16 protein-coding genes are annotated in these 16,933 nt (G+C 64.7%); 7 read left to right on the top strand and 9 right to left on the bottom strand.

What is annotated here, in order from left to right; all coding sequences use genetic code 11:
* Positions 1–17: 17 nt before the first annotated feature.
* Both AC0ZZU_RS21050 and AC0ZZU_RS21045 read right to left on the bottom strand, forming a co-directional pair.
* Entirely contained in the window at positions 18–164 is a 147-nt protein-coding gene (locus tag AC0ZZU_RS21050; RefSeq protein ID WP_476343221.1) for a hypothetical protein, read from the bottom strand.
* Positions 165–214: 50 nt separating this feature from the next.
* Entirely contained in the window at positions 215–1,096 is an 882-nt protein-coding gene (locus AC0ZZU_RS21045) for a LysR substrate-binding domain-containing protein (protein ID WP_476343220.1), read from the bottom strand.
* 112 nt (positions 1,097–1,208) lie between these two features.
* Here AC0ZZU_RS21045 and AC0ZZU_RS21040 point away from each other — a divergent pair, with 112 nt between their 5' ends.
* Complete coding sequence (locus AC0ZZU_RS21040) at positions 1,209–2,846, top strand: 5-guanidino-2-oxopentanoate decarboxylase (RefSeq protein ID WP_476343219.1); 1,638 nt, start codon at positions 1,209–1,211, stop codon at positions 2,844–2,846.
* A 4-nt stretch (positions 2,847–2,850) separates the two neighbouring features.
* On the opposite strand, the gene AC0ZZU_RS21035 is transcribed toward AC0ZZU_RS21040, so the two are convergent.
* A complete protein-coding gene (locus AC0ZZU_RS21035) occupies positions 2,851–3,783 on the bottom strand; it encodes an AraC family transcriptional regulator (protein ID WP_476343218.1) in 933 nt (310 codons plus the stop codon).
* Between the two features lie 198 nt (positions 3,784–3,981).
* On the opposite strand from AC0ZZU_RS21035, the gene AC0ZZU_RS21030 reads away from it, so the two are divergent.
* Both AC0ZZU_RS21030 and AC0ZZU_RS21025 read left to right on the top strand, forming a co-directional pair.
* Entirely contained in the window at positions 3,982–4,281 is a 300-nt protein-coding gene (locus AC0ZZU_RS21030) for an antibiotic biosynthesis monooxygenase family protein (RefSeq protein WP_476343217.1), read from the top strand.
* A 32-nt stretch (positions 4,282–4,313) separates the two neighbouring features.
* The gene (locus tag AC0ZZU_RS21025) at positions 4,314–4,544 is read left to right on the top strand and encodes a hypothetical protein (RefSeq protein WP_476343216.1); all 231 of its coding nucleotides are present in this window, start codon (positions 4,314–4,316) and stop codon (positions 4,542–4,544) included.
* On the opposite strand, the gene AC0ZZU_RS21020 is transcribed toward AC0ZZU_RS21025, so the two are convergent.
* The 5 genes from AC0ZZU_RS21020 to bglX all read right to left on the bottom strand — a co-directional run bounded on the left by AC0ZZU_RS21020 (position 4,545) and on the right by bglX (position 12,373).
* Positions 4,545–5,156, bottom strand: coding sequence for a flavin reductase family protein (locus AC0ZZU_RS21020; protein ID WP_476343286.1), 612 nt, complete (start codon positions 5,154–5,156; stop codon positions 4,545–4,547).
* Positions 5,157–5,334: 178 nt separating this feature from the next.
* Positions 5,335–6,654, bottom strand: coding sequence for an MFS transporter (locus AC0ZZU_RS21015; protein ID WP_476343215.1), 1,320 nt, complete (start codon positions 6,652–6,654; stop codon positions 5,335–5,337).
* A gap of 284 nt (positions 6,655–6,938) precedes the next feature.
* Positions 6,939–8,270 carry a sigma-54-dependent transcriptional regulator gene (locus AC0ZZU_RS21010; protein WP_476343214.1) on the bottom strand — a complete coding sequence of 444 codons (1,332 nt, stop codon included), beginning with the start codon at positions 8,268–8,270 and terminating at the stop codon, positions 6,939–6,941.
* Positions 8,264–10,021, bottom strand: a complete 1,758-nt coding sequence (locus tag AC0ZZU_RS21005; protein ID WP_476343213.1) for a sensor histidine kinase — start codon at positions 10,019–10,021, stop codon at positions 8,264–8,266. The genes AC0ZZU_RS21010 and AC0ZZU_RS21005 overlap by 7 nt, the downstream gene beginning before the upstream one ends.
* A gap of 60 nt (positions 10,022–10,081) precedes the next feature.
* Positions 10,082–12,373, bottom strand: a complete 2,292-nt coding sequence (gene bglX / locus AC0ZZU_RS21000; RefSeq protein ID WP_476343212.1) for a beta-glucosidase BglX — start codon at positions 12,371–12,373, stop codon at positions 10,082–10,084.
* A 184-nt stretch (positions 12,374–12,557) separates the two neighbouring features.
* Here bglX and AC0ZZU_RS20995 point away from each other — a divergent pair, with 184 nt between their 5' ends.
* The 4 genes from AC0ZZU_RS20995 to AC0ZZU_RS20980 all read left to right on the top strand — a co-directional run bounded on the left by AC0ZZU_RS20995 (position 12,558) and on the right by AC0ZZU_RS20980 (position 15,870).
* Entirely contained in the window at positions 12,558–13,160 is a 603-nt protein-coding gene (locus AC0ZZU_RS20995; RefSeq protein WP_476343211.1) for a LemA family protein, read from the top strand.
* Positions 13,160–13,906 carry a TPM domain-containing protein gene (locus AC0ZZU_RS20990; protein ID WP_476343210.1) on the top strand — a complete coding sequence of 249 codons (747 nt, stop codon included), beginning with the start codon at positions 13,160–13,162 and terminating at the stop codon, positions 13,904–13,906. Before AC0ZZU_RS20995 ends, AC0ZZU_RS20990 begins: the two co-directional genes overlap by 1 nt.
* Before the next feature lie 27 nt (positions 13,907–13,933).
* On the top strand, positions 13,934–14,551 hold the full coding sequence (locus AC0ZZU_RS20985) for a TPM domain-containing protein (protein ID WP_476343209.1): 618 nt from the start codon (positions 13,934–13,936) through the stop codon (positions 14,549–14,551).
* 101 nt (positions 14,552–14,652) lie between these two features.
* Positions 14,653–15,870 carry a class I SAM-dependent methyltransferase gene (locus tag AC0ZZU_RS20980; protein WP_476343208.1) on the top strand — a complete coding sequence of 406 codons (1,218 nt, stop codon included), beginning with the start codon at positions 14,653–14,655 and terminating at the stop codon, positions 15,868–15,870.
* A 32-nt stretch (positions 15,871–15,902) separates the two neighbouring features.
* Here the strand turns inward: AC0ZZU_RS20980 and AC0ZZU_RS20975 are convergent, their stop codons facing one another.
* The gene (locus AC0ZZU_RS20975) at positions 15,903–16,925 is read right to left on the bottom strand and encodes a DUF4917 family protein (protein ID WP_476343207.1); all 1,023 of its coding nucleotides are present in this window, start codon (positions 16,923–16,925) and stop codon (positions 15,903–15,905) included.
* Between the last annotated feature and the right edge of the window lie 8 nt (positions 16,926–16,933).

Here is a 16,933-nt window from a genome sequence, read left to right as displayed (position 1 = left end):
CGGCTTGCGCCGTCGGTTCACTTGACGGCGCTCATCGTCGCGGTGTGCTGATGTAACGCAGGCTGGTTGCGCAGCACCTCCACCCGCCAGGCTGCCGAAGCGTAAAGCCCGACCACTGCGGCGAGTGCGCAGACGACGGCGCATTTTCTCGATTTGATGCTCATGATGCGTACCTCCTACCACAGCATAGACGCTGGGGTGAGGAAGCACGGCTTCAGGGTTGGGGATTGGCGCTCCGTTCGAGCCAATCCAGCAGCTCGGCCAAGCCTGGCGTCACTGTCCCCGGCGGGCACACCAGGTAATATCCTTTCCCGGTGCCTACCTTCAGCCCGAACGGCGTGCACAACCGTCCACCCCGCAAGTCATCCCCGATCAGCGACCAGTCCCCTATGGCCACGCCTGTCCCTTGGGATGCCATGGCCATGGCCATGTCCAGGGTCTCGAAATGCTGGCGCCGGGCGGACGTGGCGAATTCGACACCTGCCGCCTGTAACCAGGACTGCCAGTCATCTTCATCCCGCGAAGGATGCAGTAGCATGTGCCGGGACAGATCCTGCATCTGCGCCAGGGGCACCGGGCCTGCAAGCAGGGAGGGGGCGCAAACCGGCGTCAGTTGTTCGTCGAACAGCTTGCGTACCCGCAGTCCGTGGTCAGGCGCGCTGCCGTACACCACCGCGGCCGCAAAGGCTTCGCGCTTGAAGTCCACCCCATGCTGCACCGTGGTGGTCAGCTCCACTGGCACGTCCGGGCGCAATGCCTGCCATTCCATCAGGCGCGGCAGCAGCCAGCGCATCACGCACGTCGGCGCCTTGAGCTGCAATGTACCGCGCCGGTTTCCTACCTGTTGCACCCCTTCTTCGATAAGGGCAAAGACCTGCTGTGCCCGGGGCAGCCAGTCCTGCCCTTCACGGGTGAGGCTGAGTCCCCGAGCCTGACGCTGGAACAATGCGTAGCCCAGGTGCTGCTCGAGCGCCGCGATCTGCCGGCTCACCGCGCCCTGGGTGATATGCAGCTGCTGCGCGGCGCGGGTGAAGTTGCAGCATTGCGCAGTGATCAGGAATGTGTGCAAAGCGGGCAACGGAGGGAGGCGTTTCATTGGACCAAGCCATGATCTGTGGACATGGCTAGTATGTGTTTTTTTGCATTGTGGCGGTAGCCGTCCAGCGGTTCCAATGATGTCTTGTCCAACAAGAACAATGGTGAGCGGCATGGCAACCTGTGGCGAAGTACTGGTCAAACTCCTCGAAGATTATGGCGTCGATCATGTCTTCGGCATTCCCGGTGTGCATACCGTCGAGCTCTACCGCGGGCTCGCGGGCTCCAGCATTCGTCACATCACCCCGCGTCACGAGCAAGGCGCGGGCTTCATGGCCGACGGCTATGCGCGGACCCGTGGCAAGCCGGGGGTATGTTTCATCATTACCGGCCCCGGCATGACCAATATCACCACGGCCATGGGACAGGCCTACGGCGATTCGATCCCGATGCTGGTGATCTCCAGCGTGCAGGCGCGCAGCCAGCTGGGGGGCGGGCGCGGCAAGCTGCACGAGCTGCCGCATCAGTCGGGGCTGGTCGCTGGCGTTGCGGCGTTTTCCCACACGCTGATGAGCGCCGACGAGTTGCCGCAGGTGCTGGCGCGTGCATTCGCCGTGTTTGATGGCGGTCGGCCGCGTCCCGTGCATATCGAGATTCCGCTCGATGTTCTGGTCGAGCCTGCCGGTCATCTGCTGACAAGCCGACCGGTGCGCACCTCACGGGCCGGCGCTTCGCCGCTGGCGGTAACGCAGATGGCCGCGCGACTGGCTGGCGCCCGCCGCCCCCTGATTCTGGCCGGAGGCGGCGCACTGGCCGCAGGTCACGCGCTTCGCCAGCTGGCCGAACACCTGCAGGCGCCGGTAGCGCTGACTATCAATGCCAAGGGGTTGCTGGCGGCTGGCCATCCGCTGCAGATAGGGTCGACCCAGTCCCTGCCAGCCACCCGGGCAATGGTGGCGGAGGCCGACGTGGTGCTGGCGATCGGCACGGAGCTCGCCGAGACCGACTACGACGTGACGTTCAGGGGCGGCTTCGAGATTCCAGGAAGTCTGTTGCGCATCGATATCGATCCTGACCAGACCGTGCGTAACTTCCTGCCCGAGCTCGCGCTGGTGGCCGATGCGGACCTTGCCGTGCAGGCACTGCTGGCCGCCTTGCAGACTCAGTCACAGCCTTCTCGCGACAGCGCCTGGGGCGCCCGCCGTGCCGAGCAGCTGCGCAATGAATTGGCCGCCGAGTGGGACCTGCCCACTCGCAGCCAGACTCGCATGCTCGCCACCATCCTGGAGACCTTGCCCGATGCGGTGCTGGTCGGCGACTCGACCCAGCCGGTCTACACCGGCAACCTCACGCTGGACATGACTGCGCCGCGACGCTGGTTCAATGCATCGACCGGCTACGGCACCCTCGGCTACGCTTTGCCTGCCGCACTGGGCGCCTGGCTCGGCAGCGCCGAAGCTCCGGCCGAGCGGGCGCCCGCGGTCTGCCTGATCGGCGATGGGGGCCTGCAGTTCACCTTGCCGGAGCTTGCCAGCGCCGTGGAAGCGCGGGTGCCGCTCATCGTGCTGCTGTGGAATAACCAGGGCTATGAGGAGATCAAGAAGTACATGGTCAATCGCGCCATCGAGCCCATCGGAGTGGACATCCATACTCCGGACTTCATCGGCTTGGCCCGCGCCTTTGGCGGTGCGGCATGCGCGGCGGGCGATGTAGCAGGGCTGCGCAAGGCGCTCCTGGAAGCCATCGACCGTAACGGCCCGACGCTGATCCAGATCGACCAGGCGCAGTGGCAGCAGGCTGTGACGGCTTGAGCGATCAGCTGCCGCTGGCGCGCAAACGTGCCAGGTCGCGTATCGGCGGAGCGCCATACAGTCGGCTGTACTCGCGGCTGAACTGCGAAGGGCTTTCGTAGCCGACCCGGTACCCCGCAACCGCCGCCTCCAGCCCGTCGTTGAGCATCAGGCGGCGGGCTTCCTGCAGGCGCAGTTGCTTCTGGTACTGCAGAGGGCTCATGGCGGTAACCGCCTTGAAACGGTGGTGCAGTGTCGAAGTGCTGAGGTTGACCTCGCGTGCCAGCTCCTCGATGCGCAGCGGTTGCTGGTAATGCTGGTTGAGCCAGGCGATCGCCTGGCACACGCGATGGGTCTGGCTGTTGGCCAAGGCGATTTCGTACAACCGGTAACCCTGTGGACCGCGCAGCAAGCGGTAGAAGATCTCGCGGCGAATCAGCGGTGCGAGCATCGGGATGTCGCGTGGGGAGTCGAGCAGGCGGATCAGGCGCAACAGGGCATCGAGCAGCTGCGGATCGGTCCGTTCCACATAAAGCCCGCGTCCCGAGGGCAGGTTGGGCACCGACATCGGCCCGGCTTCGGCGATCAGCTGGCTGATCTGCGCCGGGTCGATATCCAGGCGCAGTCCCAGGCTCGGGTTTTCCGGGCTGGCTTCGAGCAGCGCGCCGCTGATCGGCAATGTCACCGAGACCACCATGTAGTGCAGCGGATCGTAGGCGTAGGCTTCATCGCCCAGGAACAAGGTCTTGCTGCCATGTGCAAGGATGCACAGGGCCGGCTGCGCCAGGGTCGGCATCGAGCGGATGTTTTCGCGGTAGCTGATCAGGTACAGGTCGTCGATCGCCGAGACAGTACCCTGGGGCTCGCCGGCATGACGGCGGATCAAGCCGGCCAGTTCCTGGCGCTGGGCTTCGAGTGTCGGGTCCAGTGGCGGCGGGGCGGGCGTGGGCGCTGTCATGTGGGTTTCCTCTGCTGAGGGATGCAGCATAGGTTTGTGCAATAAAGGGCGCTAGCCCGATGCTGCACCACGCTTGCCTGATCCTGCAGCGGGGCAGGATCAGGCAAGCGGCAGGCAGTAATGGCCTAACCGGGTGCGCGGGGGAGGCCCTAATCTTGGACGCCTGGCATTTTCGTCCGCGCGCTCAAGGAGAACCCCATGATCCAGCCTCAGCCCGTCACCCACCTTGCGTTCATCCGTGCCAGCAGTGGTCGTTCGGCGGAGCTGGGTGCACGCCTGCGCGACCTGCTGGCGCCGTCCCTGGGGGCGCCCGGATGCCTGAGCTTCAGCGTGCAGCGTTCACAGGCCGACGCGGACCTCTGGCTGCTGAGTGGCAGTTGGTGCGATCAACAATCGATGAGCGGCTACTTTGCCTCGCCGACGCTCGAACTGTTTGGTGAACTGGTGCAGGCGCAAGTCGTGGCCAGCCTTGACCTGCACACCTTCGGCGCGGGTTAGACTATTGCCCTTTCAACGCACGGTGGTCAGGCATGGCACGTAGAGAGTTTCAACGTTTCGAGGCGGTTTCGGCAATGGTTCCAGCCGAGGGTGGCTACAGCGCCGCGATCGCGGTAAAGCAACTGCACGGCGGTGGCGCGCCACACTTTCACAAAGTGCTCGACGGGCAGGTGTTCAAGACCGCGATGGCCGCCGATGACGCCGCCTGTGCCGAGCTCGCGCGCCTGCGCGATATCAGCGAAGACGGCGATCTGCTCTGGTGATCAGTCGTCGAGCCGAGGCCGGGCCATCTTGAACAGGTTGCCCAGCTCGAAATAGTCGGCCGGGCCGCCCCCGCGCAGGATGGGCTCGGCCGCTGCGGTGTCGTAGATACCGTCCTTGAGCAGATGCTCGGCGATATGCACTGCCACCACTTCCCCCAGGATCAGCCAGCTGGGCACCGGCTGCTGGTCGGCCCGGTGCAGCTGCACGATCTGGGTCACCTTGCACTCGAACGACACGGGGCTCTCGCCCACCCGCGGCACGCCGATGACCCGGGACGGTGTTGCCGTCAGCCCGCTCAGGGCGAATTCATCGACATCGGCCGCCACTGCCGCGCAACTCTGGTTCATCTGCTCGGCCAGCGGGCGTGTGGCGAGGTTCCAGACGAACTCCCCGGTCTGCTCGATATTGTTCAGGCTGTCTTTGCGCCCGACGCTGCAGAAACCGATGATCGGCGGAATGTAGTTGAAGGCATTGAAGAAGCTGTAGGGCGCCAGGTTCAGGCGGCCTTCGCGGTCATGCGAAGAGATCCAGCCGATAGGACGCGGGCCGACGATGGCATTGAAAGGATCATGGGGCAGGCCGTGGCCTTTGGCGGGTTCGTAGTAGTACATCGGCGCAGGCCAGGTGGCCATCCTCTGGATGAACGAGGTGCCCAGTGTGCCAAGGCTTGGCGCGGCTGAAAACCGAATAGGAAGCGTCTCGGTGGGTGAGCCGAATAAACCCGCTATTCGGCTCATTCGGTGAGCCGATTGTGTAAGTTAATCGGCTCACCGTCTACAACCGGATGTATCAGTCCGTGGTGATCCGCGAATGCTTGCGGGTGTCTTTCATCGTCACATATACGAGAAGCGAGCAGGCGATGCAGGCGGTGACGTACCAGTAGTAGCCGGTCTCCATGCCTGCGCTCTTGAACCACAGCGCCACGTACTCGGCGGTGCCGCCGAAGATCGACACGGTCAAGGCATACGGCAGGCCGACGCCCAGGGCGCGGATCTCGGTGGGGAAGAGCTCGGCCTTGACCACGGCGTTGATCGAGGTATAGCCGCTGACGATGATCAGTGCGGCCATGATGAGGAAGAACGCGCCCCACCAGCTCTGGATGGTGTGAAGGGTGGTGAGGATGGGCACGGTGCAGAGGGTGCCCAGCACGCCGAAGGCGATCAGGATCGGGCGCCGGCCGATCTTGTCGGACAGCGCGCCGATCACCGGCTGCAGGCACATGAACAGGAACAGCGTGGCGGCCGAGATGGTGGTCGAGTCACTGATGCTCATGCCGACGGTATTGACCAGGTACTTCTGCATGTAGGTGGTATAGGTATAGAAGGCCAGCGTGCCGCCCATGGTCAGGCCGACCACGGTCATCAGTTCCTTTGGATGACGCATCAGGGTGCGCATCAGGCTTTCCTTGGCCTTCTCCTTCTTGGTGAAGGAAGCGGTCTCTTCCATGCCGCGGCGCAGGTACAACGCGACGACCGCGCACAGGGCACCGATCACGAATGGCACACGCCAGCCCCAGGCATACAGCTGCTCGGTGGTCAGGGTCTGCTGCAGGATGATCAGCACGGCAAGTGCGATGAGCTGGCCGGAGATCAGCGTCACGTACTGGAAGCTGGAGAAGAAGCCGCGGCGTTCCTTGCTGGCCATCTCGCTCAGGTAGGTGGCGGAGGTGCCGTATTCACCGCCGACCGACAGGCCCTGCAGCAGGCGCGCCAGCACCAGCAGGATCGGGGCGGCGACGCCGATGGTTTCGTAACCCGGGGTCAGGGCGATCACCAGAGAGCCAGCGCACATCAGCAGTACCGAGGCCATCAGTGCCGCCTTGCGGCCCTTGCGGTCGGCGTACAGGCCCATCAGCCAGCCCCCGATGGGACGCATGAGGAAGCCCACGGCGAAGATGGCGGCGGTGTTGAGCAGTTGCGCGGTGGTGTCGCCAGCGGGGAAGAAGGCCTTGGCGAAGTACAGGGAGAATGCCGCGTAGACGTACCAGTCGTACCATTCGACCATGTTGCCGATGGAGCCGCTGAAGATCGATTTGAGGCGGCTGGAAGTGGTTTTTTCGGCAGCAGGCGCAATGGCCGCCCCGGTTGGCAGGGAGGTGGCGTTATCCATTGGAGGAAACCTTCTCGTTGTTTTTGTAGGGGTGGAGCGTGGTGAGGGGGATTGCAGGAGGTGTGCCAGGTTGATTCTGGGGCCGCGTCGCGGCCCATCGCGGGACCAGCCCGCTCCCACACCGAATGGGCTGCACAGCCTGGATTCTCAGGGCCTATCGGAACGCCTGTGGGAGCGGGCTGGTCCCGCGATGGGCCGCAACGCGGCCCCGTGCGCAGATCGCCCTGGCCGGCTTCATCGGCGCCTTTCCGCTCATCCACCCCCTGCGATAAGCAAGAATCCGCCTATCCCCGCCCCAGATAGTCCTCCCGCACCACCCCATGCCGCTGCATCTTTTCATTCAACGTGCGCCGCGGTACCTGCAACGTTTCCATCACCGCCTTTATCTCCCCGTGATGCTGGCGCAGTGCAGCGCGCAGGCACTGCGCCTCGAACGCCTCCATCTGCCCGGCCAGCGACTGGTCCCCGGCACCCTCTTCCCCCGGCGAATCAAGCCCAAGGACATGACGCTCGGCCGCATTCGCCAGCTCGCGTACATTCCCCGGCCAGTCATGCCCGAGCATCCGCGCCAATTGCGCACCGCCCAGCGGCGGTGGGGCCCTGCCGAGGCGCTCGGCGGCGTCGCGGGCAAAATATTCGAACAGCAGGGGAATGTCCTCGCGTCGTTCACGCAAGGGAGCCAGCCGCAGTTCGGCGACGTTCAGGCGATAGGCCAGGTCTTCGCGAAAGCGCCCGGCGCGGGCTTCTTCGAGCAGGTCAGGCTTGGTGGCGGCGACGATGCGCAAATCGACCGCGATGCTCTGGTTGGCGCCCAGGCGTTCAAGCTTGTGTTCCTGGATAACCCGTAGCAGCTTGGCCTGCTGGGCGAGCGGCATGCTTTCGATCTCGTCGAGGAACACCGTGCCGCCATTGGCATATTCCAGCTTGCCGATGCGCTTGCCCTGGGCGCCCGTGAAAGCCCCGCTCTCATGCCCGAACAACTCGGCCTCGAACAGCGCTTCCGGAATCGCCGCGCAGTTGAGCGCGACAAATGGCTTGCCTGCCCGCGGCCCGTAGTCGTGGAGGCAACGCGCCACACGCTCCTTGCCGCTGCCGGTTTCACCGCGAATCAGCACGTTGACCGGAAGGCCGGCCAGCTCCAGTACCTGCCGACGCAGTTGGACCAGGCCTTGCGACATGCCCAGGAGGGTTCCCTCGAGCCGCGCCTTGAAGTCGGCCTGCTCGTGCAGGCGGCGGTTCTCGAGCACCAGTTGGCGCTTTTCCAGGGCCCGTCGCAGGCTACCGAGCAGGCTCTGGGGGCTGAAGGGCTTTTCCAGAAAGTCATAGGCGCCGCTGCGCATGGCTTCAACTGCCATGGGGACGTCGCCGTGACCGGTCAGCAGAATCACCGGCAAGTCCGGATCGCTGGCTTGCAAGCGTTCGAGCAGTTGCAGGCCATCCATGCCAGGCATGCGCACGTCGCTGATGATGACCCCAGGGAAATGCGCGGGCAGTCGCGCCAGGCACTCATCGGCACGGCTGAACAGCTGCACGCTGAAGCCGGACAGGCTGAGCCATTGCTCAACGGCCGTGCGGATACTGGCTTCGTCATCGATGACGATCACTGAATTCAACATACAGGCTCCAGGTCACGAGGGAGGACAAGGCTCAGGCGTGCACCGCCAGGCAGATTCTCGGCCTGCAGCGTGCCCCCGGCTTCATGGACGATGCCGTAGGAAATCGCCAGGCCCAGCCCCAGGCCTTCGCCCACAGGCTTGGTGGTGAAGAAGGGGTCGAAGATCTTTGCAAGGTCAGCCTCCTGGATGCCGCCGCCACTGTCCAGCACGCTCAGTCGCCATTGCCCGGGTTCGGCCTCGATACGGATTTCAAGGCGTTTGTAGCGTTTATCGGCCATGGCATCCAGGGCATTGTGCAGCAGGTTGATCAGCACCTGCTCCAGGCGGATCGCGTCACCTCGCACCCACGCCGGGCGGGCCAGGTAGAGGGCGACATCCACGCTCTCGTCACGAATGCGTGCGTCCAGCAGATGCAAAGCCTGGTCGACAACGGTCGCCAGGTCCAGGCGTTCATGCAGTCCGCCGGGGCTTTTACGCGCGAACGTCTTCAGGTGCCCAGTGAGCGCTGCCATGCGCGTAAGCATCTGTTCGAGCGGCTCCAGCGCCTGGCGCGCTTCTTCCACGCGACCGCTGTCAAGTAGCAGGCCCAAAGTGGCGAGTTGCATGCGCTGGGTGGTGAGTGGCTGGTTGATCTCATGGGCAAGGGCGGCGGACATCTGTCCCAGCGCCGCCAGCTTCGTCGATTGCACCAGACCCTCCTGGGCAGTGCGCAGCTCGCGGGTCCGGGCTTCGACCAGGCGTTCGAGCTCGTCGCGGCTGCGCTGACGCAACCGAGCCAGGCGCAGGCGCTGGCTGATGAACAGCAGCGCAAAGACCAGGCTCAGCCAGATGGCCGCCGCAGTCAGCGCAGCGTTGCGGCCGTCTTCGCTGACCTGAGGCTTGCGCAGCAGGTGCAGGGTCCAGCCATCGGTCGGCAGTGCCACGCTTTCCCAGAGGTATTCGGTGCTGCCTTCGGGGCCTTGTACGCGGCTAAGGCGGCTGTTGTCATCGAACTGGTTGAGCACCTGATGTTTGAGCGCCACCAACGGTTGTCTGTCGTACTGGCGGGTGGCGGCGAGCTCGGCGTGGTCGGCGTCAGTCAAGGGGTGCAACTCGCGGTAGCGCCAGCCGTCCTGGTTGGCGATGAAGATGATGCCGCGGGCGTCACTCACCAGCAGCACATCGCTGCCCTGGCGCCATTCGCGCTCAAGCTCGGGAAACTCCAGCTTGACCACCATCGCGCCGAGAAAACGGCCCTGCGCATCATTGACCGCGCTCGACAGGAAATAGCCCGGCACGCCACTGGTCACGCCCACCGCGTAGAAGCGACCGGTGCCGTGGGTGCGGGTCTGCTGGAAGTAGGGCCGGAAGCCGTAGTTGGAGCCCACATAGCTGGTGGGCAAACGCCAGTTGCTGGCTGCTATGGCAAGACCGGTGTGGTCCAGCAGTTCCAGGGTCGAAGACTTGGCCGCGCCATTGATGCGTTCGAGCTTGAGGTTGAGCCCGCTCTGCAGACCAGGGGTGACGGGGCCGCCAAGCGCGCTGATCAACTCAGGGTCCAGGGCCAGGACCGCCGGCAGCGCGCGGTAGCGGTCGATCAAGGTATGCAGCGAGTTGGCGTACAGGCTCAGTTGCTGCCTGGCGCGCTGGGCGTCGGTGATCATCGACTCGCGCCTGGCCTGGTGCATGGCCCAACTGGCACTCAGCACGGTGCCGGTCACGATCACCAGGATGATCAGCCCCAGGCGCAGGGCGCGAATGGAAAACGACATGGTGCGGATCCTGAAGGTCGCCGCGCCGCCCCGTTGCTGGAGCGGCGCTGGTCATGGAATCTACAGCAGCTCGAAGCTCTGCTGCTGTACTGCCTGGGAGTCCAGGCCGACCTGCACCTTGAACTGGCCAGGCTCGGCAGCCCATTGCAGCTGGCCGTTGTAGTACTTGAGGTCATCCTCGCTGATCCTGAAGGTCACGGTGCGGGTCTCACCGGCCTTGAGCATCAGCTTCTGGAAGCCCTTGAGCTCCTTGATCGGGCGGCTTGCCGACGCGGTCACGTCCTGCAGGTACAGCTGCACCACGGTCTCGCCGGCACGCTTGCTGGTGTTTTTCACAGTGACCTGCGCCTGCACCGTCTCGCCACGCTTGATGGCAGTCTTGGACAGGGTCAGGTCCGTCAGGCTGAAATCGCTGTAGCTCAAGCCATAGCCGAACGGATAGAGCGGGCCATTGGGCTCCTCGAAGTACTGCGAGGTGTAGTTGCCCGGCTTGCCTGGGGTGAAGGGGCGGCCGATGCTCAGGTGGTTGTAGTACATGGGGATCTGCCCGACCGAGCGTGGGAAGGTGATCGCCAGCTTGCCCGAGGGGTTGTAGTCGCCGAACAGCACGTCGGCGATGGCATTGCCGCCTTCGGTGCCACTGAACCAGGTTTCCAGGATGGCGTCCGCCTGCTCGCGTTCCCAGGCCAACGACAACGGACGGCCGTTCATCAGCACCAGCACCAGTGGCTTGCCGGTGGCCTTCAGCGCCTTGATCAGCTCGCGCTGGCTGGCGGGAATCTCGAGGGTGGTACGGCTCGACGACTCGTGGGACATGCCACGCGACTCGCCGACCACTGCCACCACTACATCGGACTGCTTCGCTGCCTTGACCGCCTCGTCGATCATCACCGCGGCAGGACGTGCATCGTCGATGATCTCGGGGGCGTCGAAGTTGAGGAAGTTGAGGTAGTCCACAATGGCCTTGTCATGGGTGACGTTGGCGCCCTTGGCGTAGATCAGCTTGCCTTGCTCGCCAATCGCGCGGCGCATGCCTTCGCGCACGGTGATCGAATGCTGCGGCCGGCCGGCGGCGGCCCAGCTGCCCATCATGTCGATGGGCGCGTCCGCCAGCGGGCCGACCAGGGCAACGGTGGCGTTCTTGCGCAGCGGCAGGGCCTGGTTACGGTTTTCGAGCAGCACCAGGCTGCGGCGCGCCACGTCGCGGGCCGCCTCACGGTGCAGGCGCTGGTCGGCGTAGGTGTCCTTCGGGTCGTCCTCGGCCTTGCCGATACGCCTGTACGGATCTTCGAACAGGCCCATGTCGTACTTGGCGCCGAGCACCTCGCGCACGGCATTGTCCAGCTCGGCCTGGCTTACCTCGCCCGACTTGAGCAGGCCTGGCAGCTCTTCGCCGTACAGCGAGTCGTTCATGCTCATGTCGATGCCGGCCTTGATCGCCAGCTTGGCGGCCTCGCGGCCATCACGGGCGACACCGTGGCGGATCAGTTCCTGGATCGCGCCGTGGTCGCTGATGGTCACGCCCTTGAAACCCCAGTCCTTGCGCAGCAGGTCATGCATCAGCCAGGTGTTGGACGTGGCCGGCACGCCGTTGATCGAGTTGAGCGCCACCATCACGCCGCCCGCGCCGGCGTCGATACCCGCGCGGTAGGGCGGCAGGTAGTCGTTGTACATTTTCGGGCCGCTCATATCGACCGTGTTGTAGTCGCGTCCGCCTTCCACCGCGCCGTACAGGGCGAAGTGCTTGACGATGGCCATGATGCTGTCGGCGTTGGCCGGGCGCGTGCCCTGGAACGACTCGACCATCACCCTCGAAATACGCGAGGTCAGGTAGGTGTCCTCGCCAAAACCCTCGCTGGTACGGCCCCAGCGCGGGTCACGGGCGATGTCGACCATGGGCGCGAAGGTCATGTCGATGCTGTCGGCGGCGGCTTCGATGGCCGAGGTGCGGCCGACCTTGGCGATTGCGTCCATGTCCCAGCTGGAGGCCAGGCCCAGGCTGATCGGGAAGATGGTACGGTGCCCGTGGATCACGTCGTAGGCGAAGAACATCGGGATTTTCAGGCGGCTGCGCTGGGCAGCGTCCTGCATTGGCCGGTTCTCGTCGCGGGTGATCGAATTGAAGGTGCCGCCGATACGGCCTGCGGCGATTTCCTTGCGGATCATCTCGCGGGGCATTTCCGGGCCTATGCTGATCAGGCGCAACTGGCCGATCTTCTCATCGACGGTCATCTCGGTGAGCAGATGATCGATGAACGCCTGTTTGTCCTGCAGGGGCGGGGCGGAGGGGGCGGCCATGGCCGTCTGACTGGCCAGGCCGATGACGAGGCCCAGCAAACACAGTTTGTTCATGGATTCTTTTCTCTGGGGCCTGGTCGTATCCACAGGGACACGCGCAGACCGAAGCAGGTAGGCGATTGTAATTATGAAATTGGCTGGGGCATCTTTTAGCTGATACGGCGTGGCCTATCCAGCGGCTGCGGCGGATTATGCCTCATATACGTGTTTGCGATCAGAACCAGGGAGTATGCAGAACATGCAGGTCATTCAAGCTAGGTCGGTACGGGTGTGGTTGCTGCTGGCGTTTGCCAGTGCGTTGGCCGGTTGCGGGATCAACAACATTCCGCAGAACGATGAGCAGGTCAAGGCAGCCTGGGGCCAGGTGCAGAACCAGTACCAGCGCCGTGCCGACCTGATCCCCAACCTGGTCGAGACGGTCAAGGGCTATGCCCGCCAGGAGCAGGAGACCCTCACCGCGGTGATCGAGGCGCGGGCCAAGGCCACCTCGATCCAGGTCGATGCCAGCACGCTGGACGATCCGCAGAAGCTGCAGCAGTTCCAGCAGGCCCAGGGCCAGCTGAGCGGGGCATTGAGCCGTTTGATGGTGGTGTCGGAGCGCTACCCGGACCTCAAGTCGAACCAGAACTTCCTGGCGCTGCAGTCGCAGCTCGAGGGCACCGAGAATCGCATCGCCGTGGCTCGCCGTGACTTCATTGCCGCCGTGCAGAAATACAACACCGAGATCCGCACTTTCCCCGGCAGCATCTGGCACAAGGTGATGTACAGCGACCTGAACGTGCGCGAAAGCTTCGAGGCCACCAGCGAGAACGCCGACAAAGCGCCTGAAGTGAAATTCTGATGCGTGCGCTGATCGCCACCTGCTGGCTGGCGTTGCTGCTGGTCAGCGGTCTGGCGCAGGCCGCGCCGACTTTCCCAGCGCTGACCGGGCGGGTGGTGGACAACGCCCATCTCATCGACCCCGCCAGCGCCCAGCAGCTCGAGCAGATGCTTGCCGCCCACGAGCAGTCCACCGGCGAGCAGGTCGTGGTAGTGACGCTGCCCGGTCTGCAGGGCCTGCCGATCGAGGATTATGGCTACCAGCTGGGCCGGCACTGGGGCATCGGCCAGAAGGGCAAGGACAACGGCGCGTTACTTATCGTCGTGCCCAGCGAGCGGCGCCTGCGCATCGAAGTCGGGTACGGCCTGGAAGACCGGCTGACCGATGCCCAGTCCTCGGTGATCATCAACAGTGTGATCACTCCCTCGTTTCGTCGCGGAGCGTACAGCGAGGGCATTATCGCGGGCGTCAGCGCGATGCTCCATGTGCTCGGCGGCGAGCCGCTGCAGGAACGCCCCGAGCGGGAGGGCACCCGCGGCTCGGCCATCTTCGCGCTGCTGGTGATGCTGGTCTTCGTCGTGCTGATCATGTCGGGCTTTGGTTCAGGCGGCGGACGCGGCCGGGGCGGGCGTGGCGGCGGTCTTGGCGCTGCGTTGGGCGGCGCCCTGGGCGGTGGCTTCGGCGGTTTCGGCGGCGGCGGTGGAGGGGGTGGCTTCGGTGGTGGCGGCGGCAGCTTCGGCGGCGGCGGGTCATCCGGTGGCTGGTAGAACAACATTCAACGAGATACCGATGGCATGACTTTGCTCAAGGAATACGAACAGCGCCAGGTAGCCGAGGCAATAGCCCGGGTCGAACAGCACACCGACGCGGAAATCGTCACGGTGCTGGCCCGGCGCGCCGACGACTACGCCTACATCCCCTTGCTCTGGGCCAGCCTGGTGGCCCTGGTGGTGCCGGGCCTGCTGCATTTCGCGCTCGGCTGGCTGACCATCAACGAGCTGCTGATGACCCAGTGGCTGACCTTCATCGCGTTGTGCCTGGTGTTTCGCCTGCCGCGCCTGACCACCCGGCTGATCCCGCGCTCGGTGCGGCACTGGCGCGCGTCGAACCTGGCACGGCGGCAGTTTCTCGAACAGAACCTGCACCACACCGAAGGCGCCACGGGAGTGCTGATCTTCGTCAGCGAGGCCGAGCGCTATGTGGAAATCCTGGTCGATGACGGCATCGCGCAGCGCCTGGACAATGAGGTCTGGGCGAGCATCGTTGGGCGATTTACCGCGCAGGTTCGCCAGGGCGAGACGCTGCAGGGCTTCATCACCTGCATCGAAGCCTGTGGCAAAGTGCTCAGCGCCCACGTGCCGCTGACCCACCCGCGCAACGAGTTGCCCAACCGTCTGGTGATCCTCGACTGAGCCACGCCCATCGAGAAATCCTGTGCGCAGGCCGGGCATCAACGTAAAATGCCCGGCATTGCGCCCAGCGCGCCCTCCGCACCTTGAGGCACTCATTCCCGATGTCCGCCACACCCTCCGCTTCAACCGCGCCGGATGCGCGTGCCCAGTTTCTCGACCTGCTGGACGCCAGCCTGTTGGAAAATACCCTGGTCAAGCTAGTGCTGGCCCGCCCAGTGGGCGCCGACGAAACCTTGCAGCGCATCATCGCCAAGCCCCTGCTGGTCAAGGGCCAGGCGTGCCTGTCGCTGGTCTACCGTCACCAGACCCGCGACATCACCCGCAACCTGCCGCTGGAACAGGCCCGCGCCCTCGTGGATGAGCTGCTGCCGGCGAGCTTTCGCAATGCGCACCTGTTCAGCCAGGACGAGGAAGTGCAGCTCAATTTCACCAAGAAGGGCAAGCCGATGCTGCAGCGCCATGGCGCGCAGCAGCCTCGCGAGGCCGCGCCAGCCGAGCATGACCGCGAGAAAAAGCGCTACCTGGAACTGGCCCGGCCGTTCCTGCGCGACCTGGGCGTGACCGACCGCCAGGGTGCACTGATCCCGTCCATGTCGCGCAAGTGGAAGCAGATCAACAAGTTCATCGAGGTCTTCGACCACGCCCTGTCCAGCGCGCCGCTCGCGGCCGACAAGGCATTGCGGGTGGCCGACTTCGGCTCGGGCAAGGGCTACCTGACCTTCGCAATGCATGACTACCTCACCGACCGCCTGGCGCGCCACGCCCAGGTGACCGGCGTCGAGCTGCGCCAGGACATGGTCGACCTGTGCAACGCTGCTGCCGCACGGCTGGATCAGCCGGGGCTGGTGTTCGAGTGTGGCGACGTGCGCAGCGTCGTGCCTGACGCCATCGACGTGATGATCGCCCTGCATGCGTGCGATGTGGCCACCGACTACGCCATCCACACAGGCATCCGCTGCGGCGCCTCGATCATCATGTGCTCGCCGTGCTGCCACAAGCAGATCCGCCCGCAGATGGCCAGCCCAGGCCTGCTGCAGCCCATGCTGCAATACGGCCTGCACCTGGGCCAGCAGGCTGAGATGCTCACCGACAGCCTGCGCGCGCTGTATCTTGAGGCTTGTGGGTATGAGACCAAGGTGTTCGAGTTCATCTCGCTGGAGCACACCAACAAGAACAAGATGATCCTGGCAGTGAAGCGCAAGCAGGCGGGCGACGTGGATGCACTGCTGGAGAAGATCGAGCAGCTGAAGGCGTTCTACGGGGTGAAAGAGCACTGCCTGGAGACGTTGCTGCGCGCGGACGGGTTGATAGCGGCGTGAGCCGCTGTGACCGAGCTGCCTGATTCAAGTCATCAGTGGCGCTTGCCGTAGTTGGGCGGCACGGTAACTTCCCGTCCAGGTCCGCCCAGCGGATGCGTACTGGCATCGAAGAAGTGCAGCGGCAGCTCGGGCGCCGCGCTGAACGCCTCCAAGTAGCGCTGCTTCTGGCTGATGATCGAGGCCTCGCCCAACGGGCGGATGGCGATCGCCAGATGGGCCGGACGAGCCTGGCGGATGGCTTCGGCCAGATGCTGGTCGGCGTTGCCCAGATGCTGGCCGAACACGCACAGGCCTTCGCGCTCGCGGGCCAGTTCGCCCAGGCACCACGACAGGTAATCGGAGTTGCGGATCGCCCGCAGCTTGTCGCCGCTGGTGCTTTCATTGATGAACAGCGGCACGTCGCCTGGTGTGTTGACCGCGAAACCATCGAGCAGCTCGCTGCCTTCGGCGCTGCGTTGGCGCGTGGTGCCGTCGGCTTGCTTGAGCAGGTGCAGGCCGCCGTGCAGGTAGTGCAGGCGTGTGCCTTGATCGCCGGTAGCGCGCACGTCAAAGAACCCTTCCTCGTCAAACAACCGCGCGAAGCCCTGGGGCGCATGCTCGACCGCCCAAGGGCAGATCAGGTCGTAGTTGCTGGTGAACACGCGGTCATAGTTGCGCAGCTCGTCGCTGAAGGCCTGCAGGGTTGGCTTCGGCATCAGCGCAAAGGGAACGTGCAGGCTGCGCATGGCGTGAATCAGCGCTTCCTTGATGGCGTAGTAGCGGTTGAGCGGCGCCGTCGAGCTGATCGCCAGCGCGGCGTTGGTGCGGACCGTGGTATTGAGCATGCTCAATACAGGCTCGAACAGCTCGGTGGCCAGCGCCTTGAACAATGCCTGATCGCTCTTGCCCAACGCCCGGGAGCGTACCTGCTGCGCCTGCTCGAACAGCGAGAAGTATCCAAACGGCTTCCACACCGCGCGGCTGGCCCCATTGCCCAGCAGCAAGGCGCGGCAGGGGTGGCGGTCGTTGAGCTCCGTCCAGGTGGACAGGTGGGCATCGAGGGTTGCGTGGGGCATTGGGGGAT

This window comes from Pseudomonas sp. JE3303, assembly GCF_056312565.1.
This window is presented reverse-complemented; position numbering and strand designations above follow the sequence as displayed.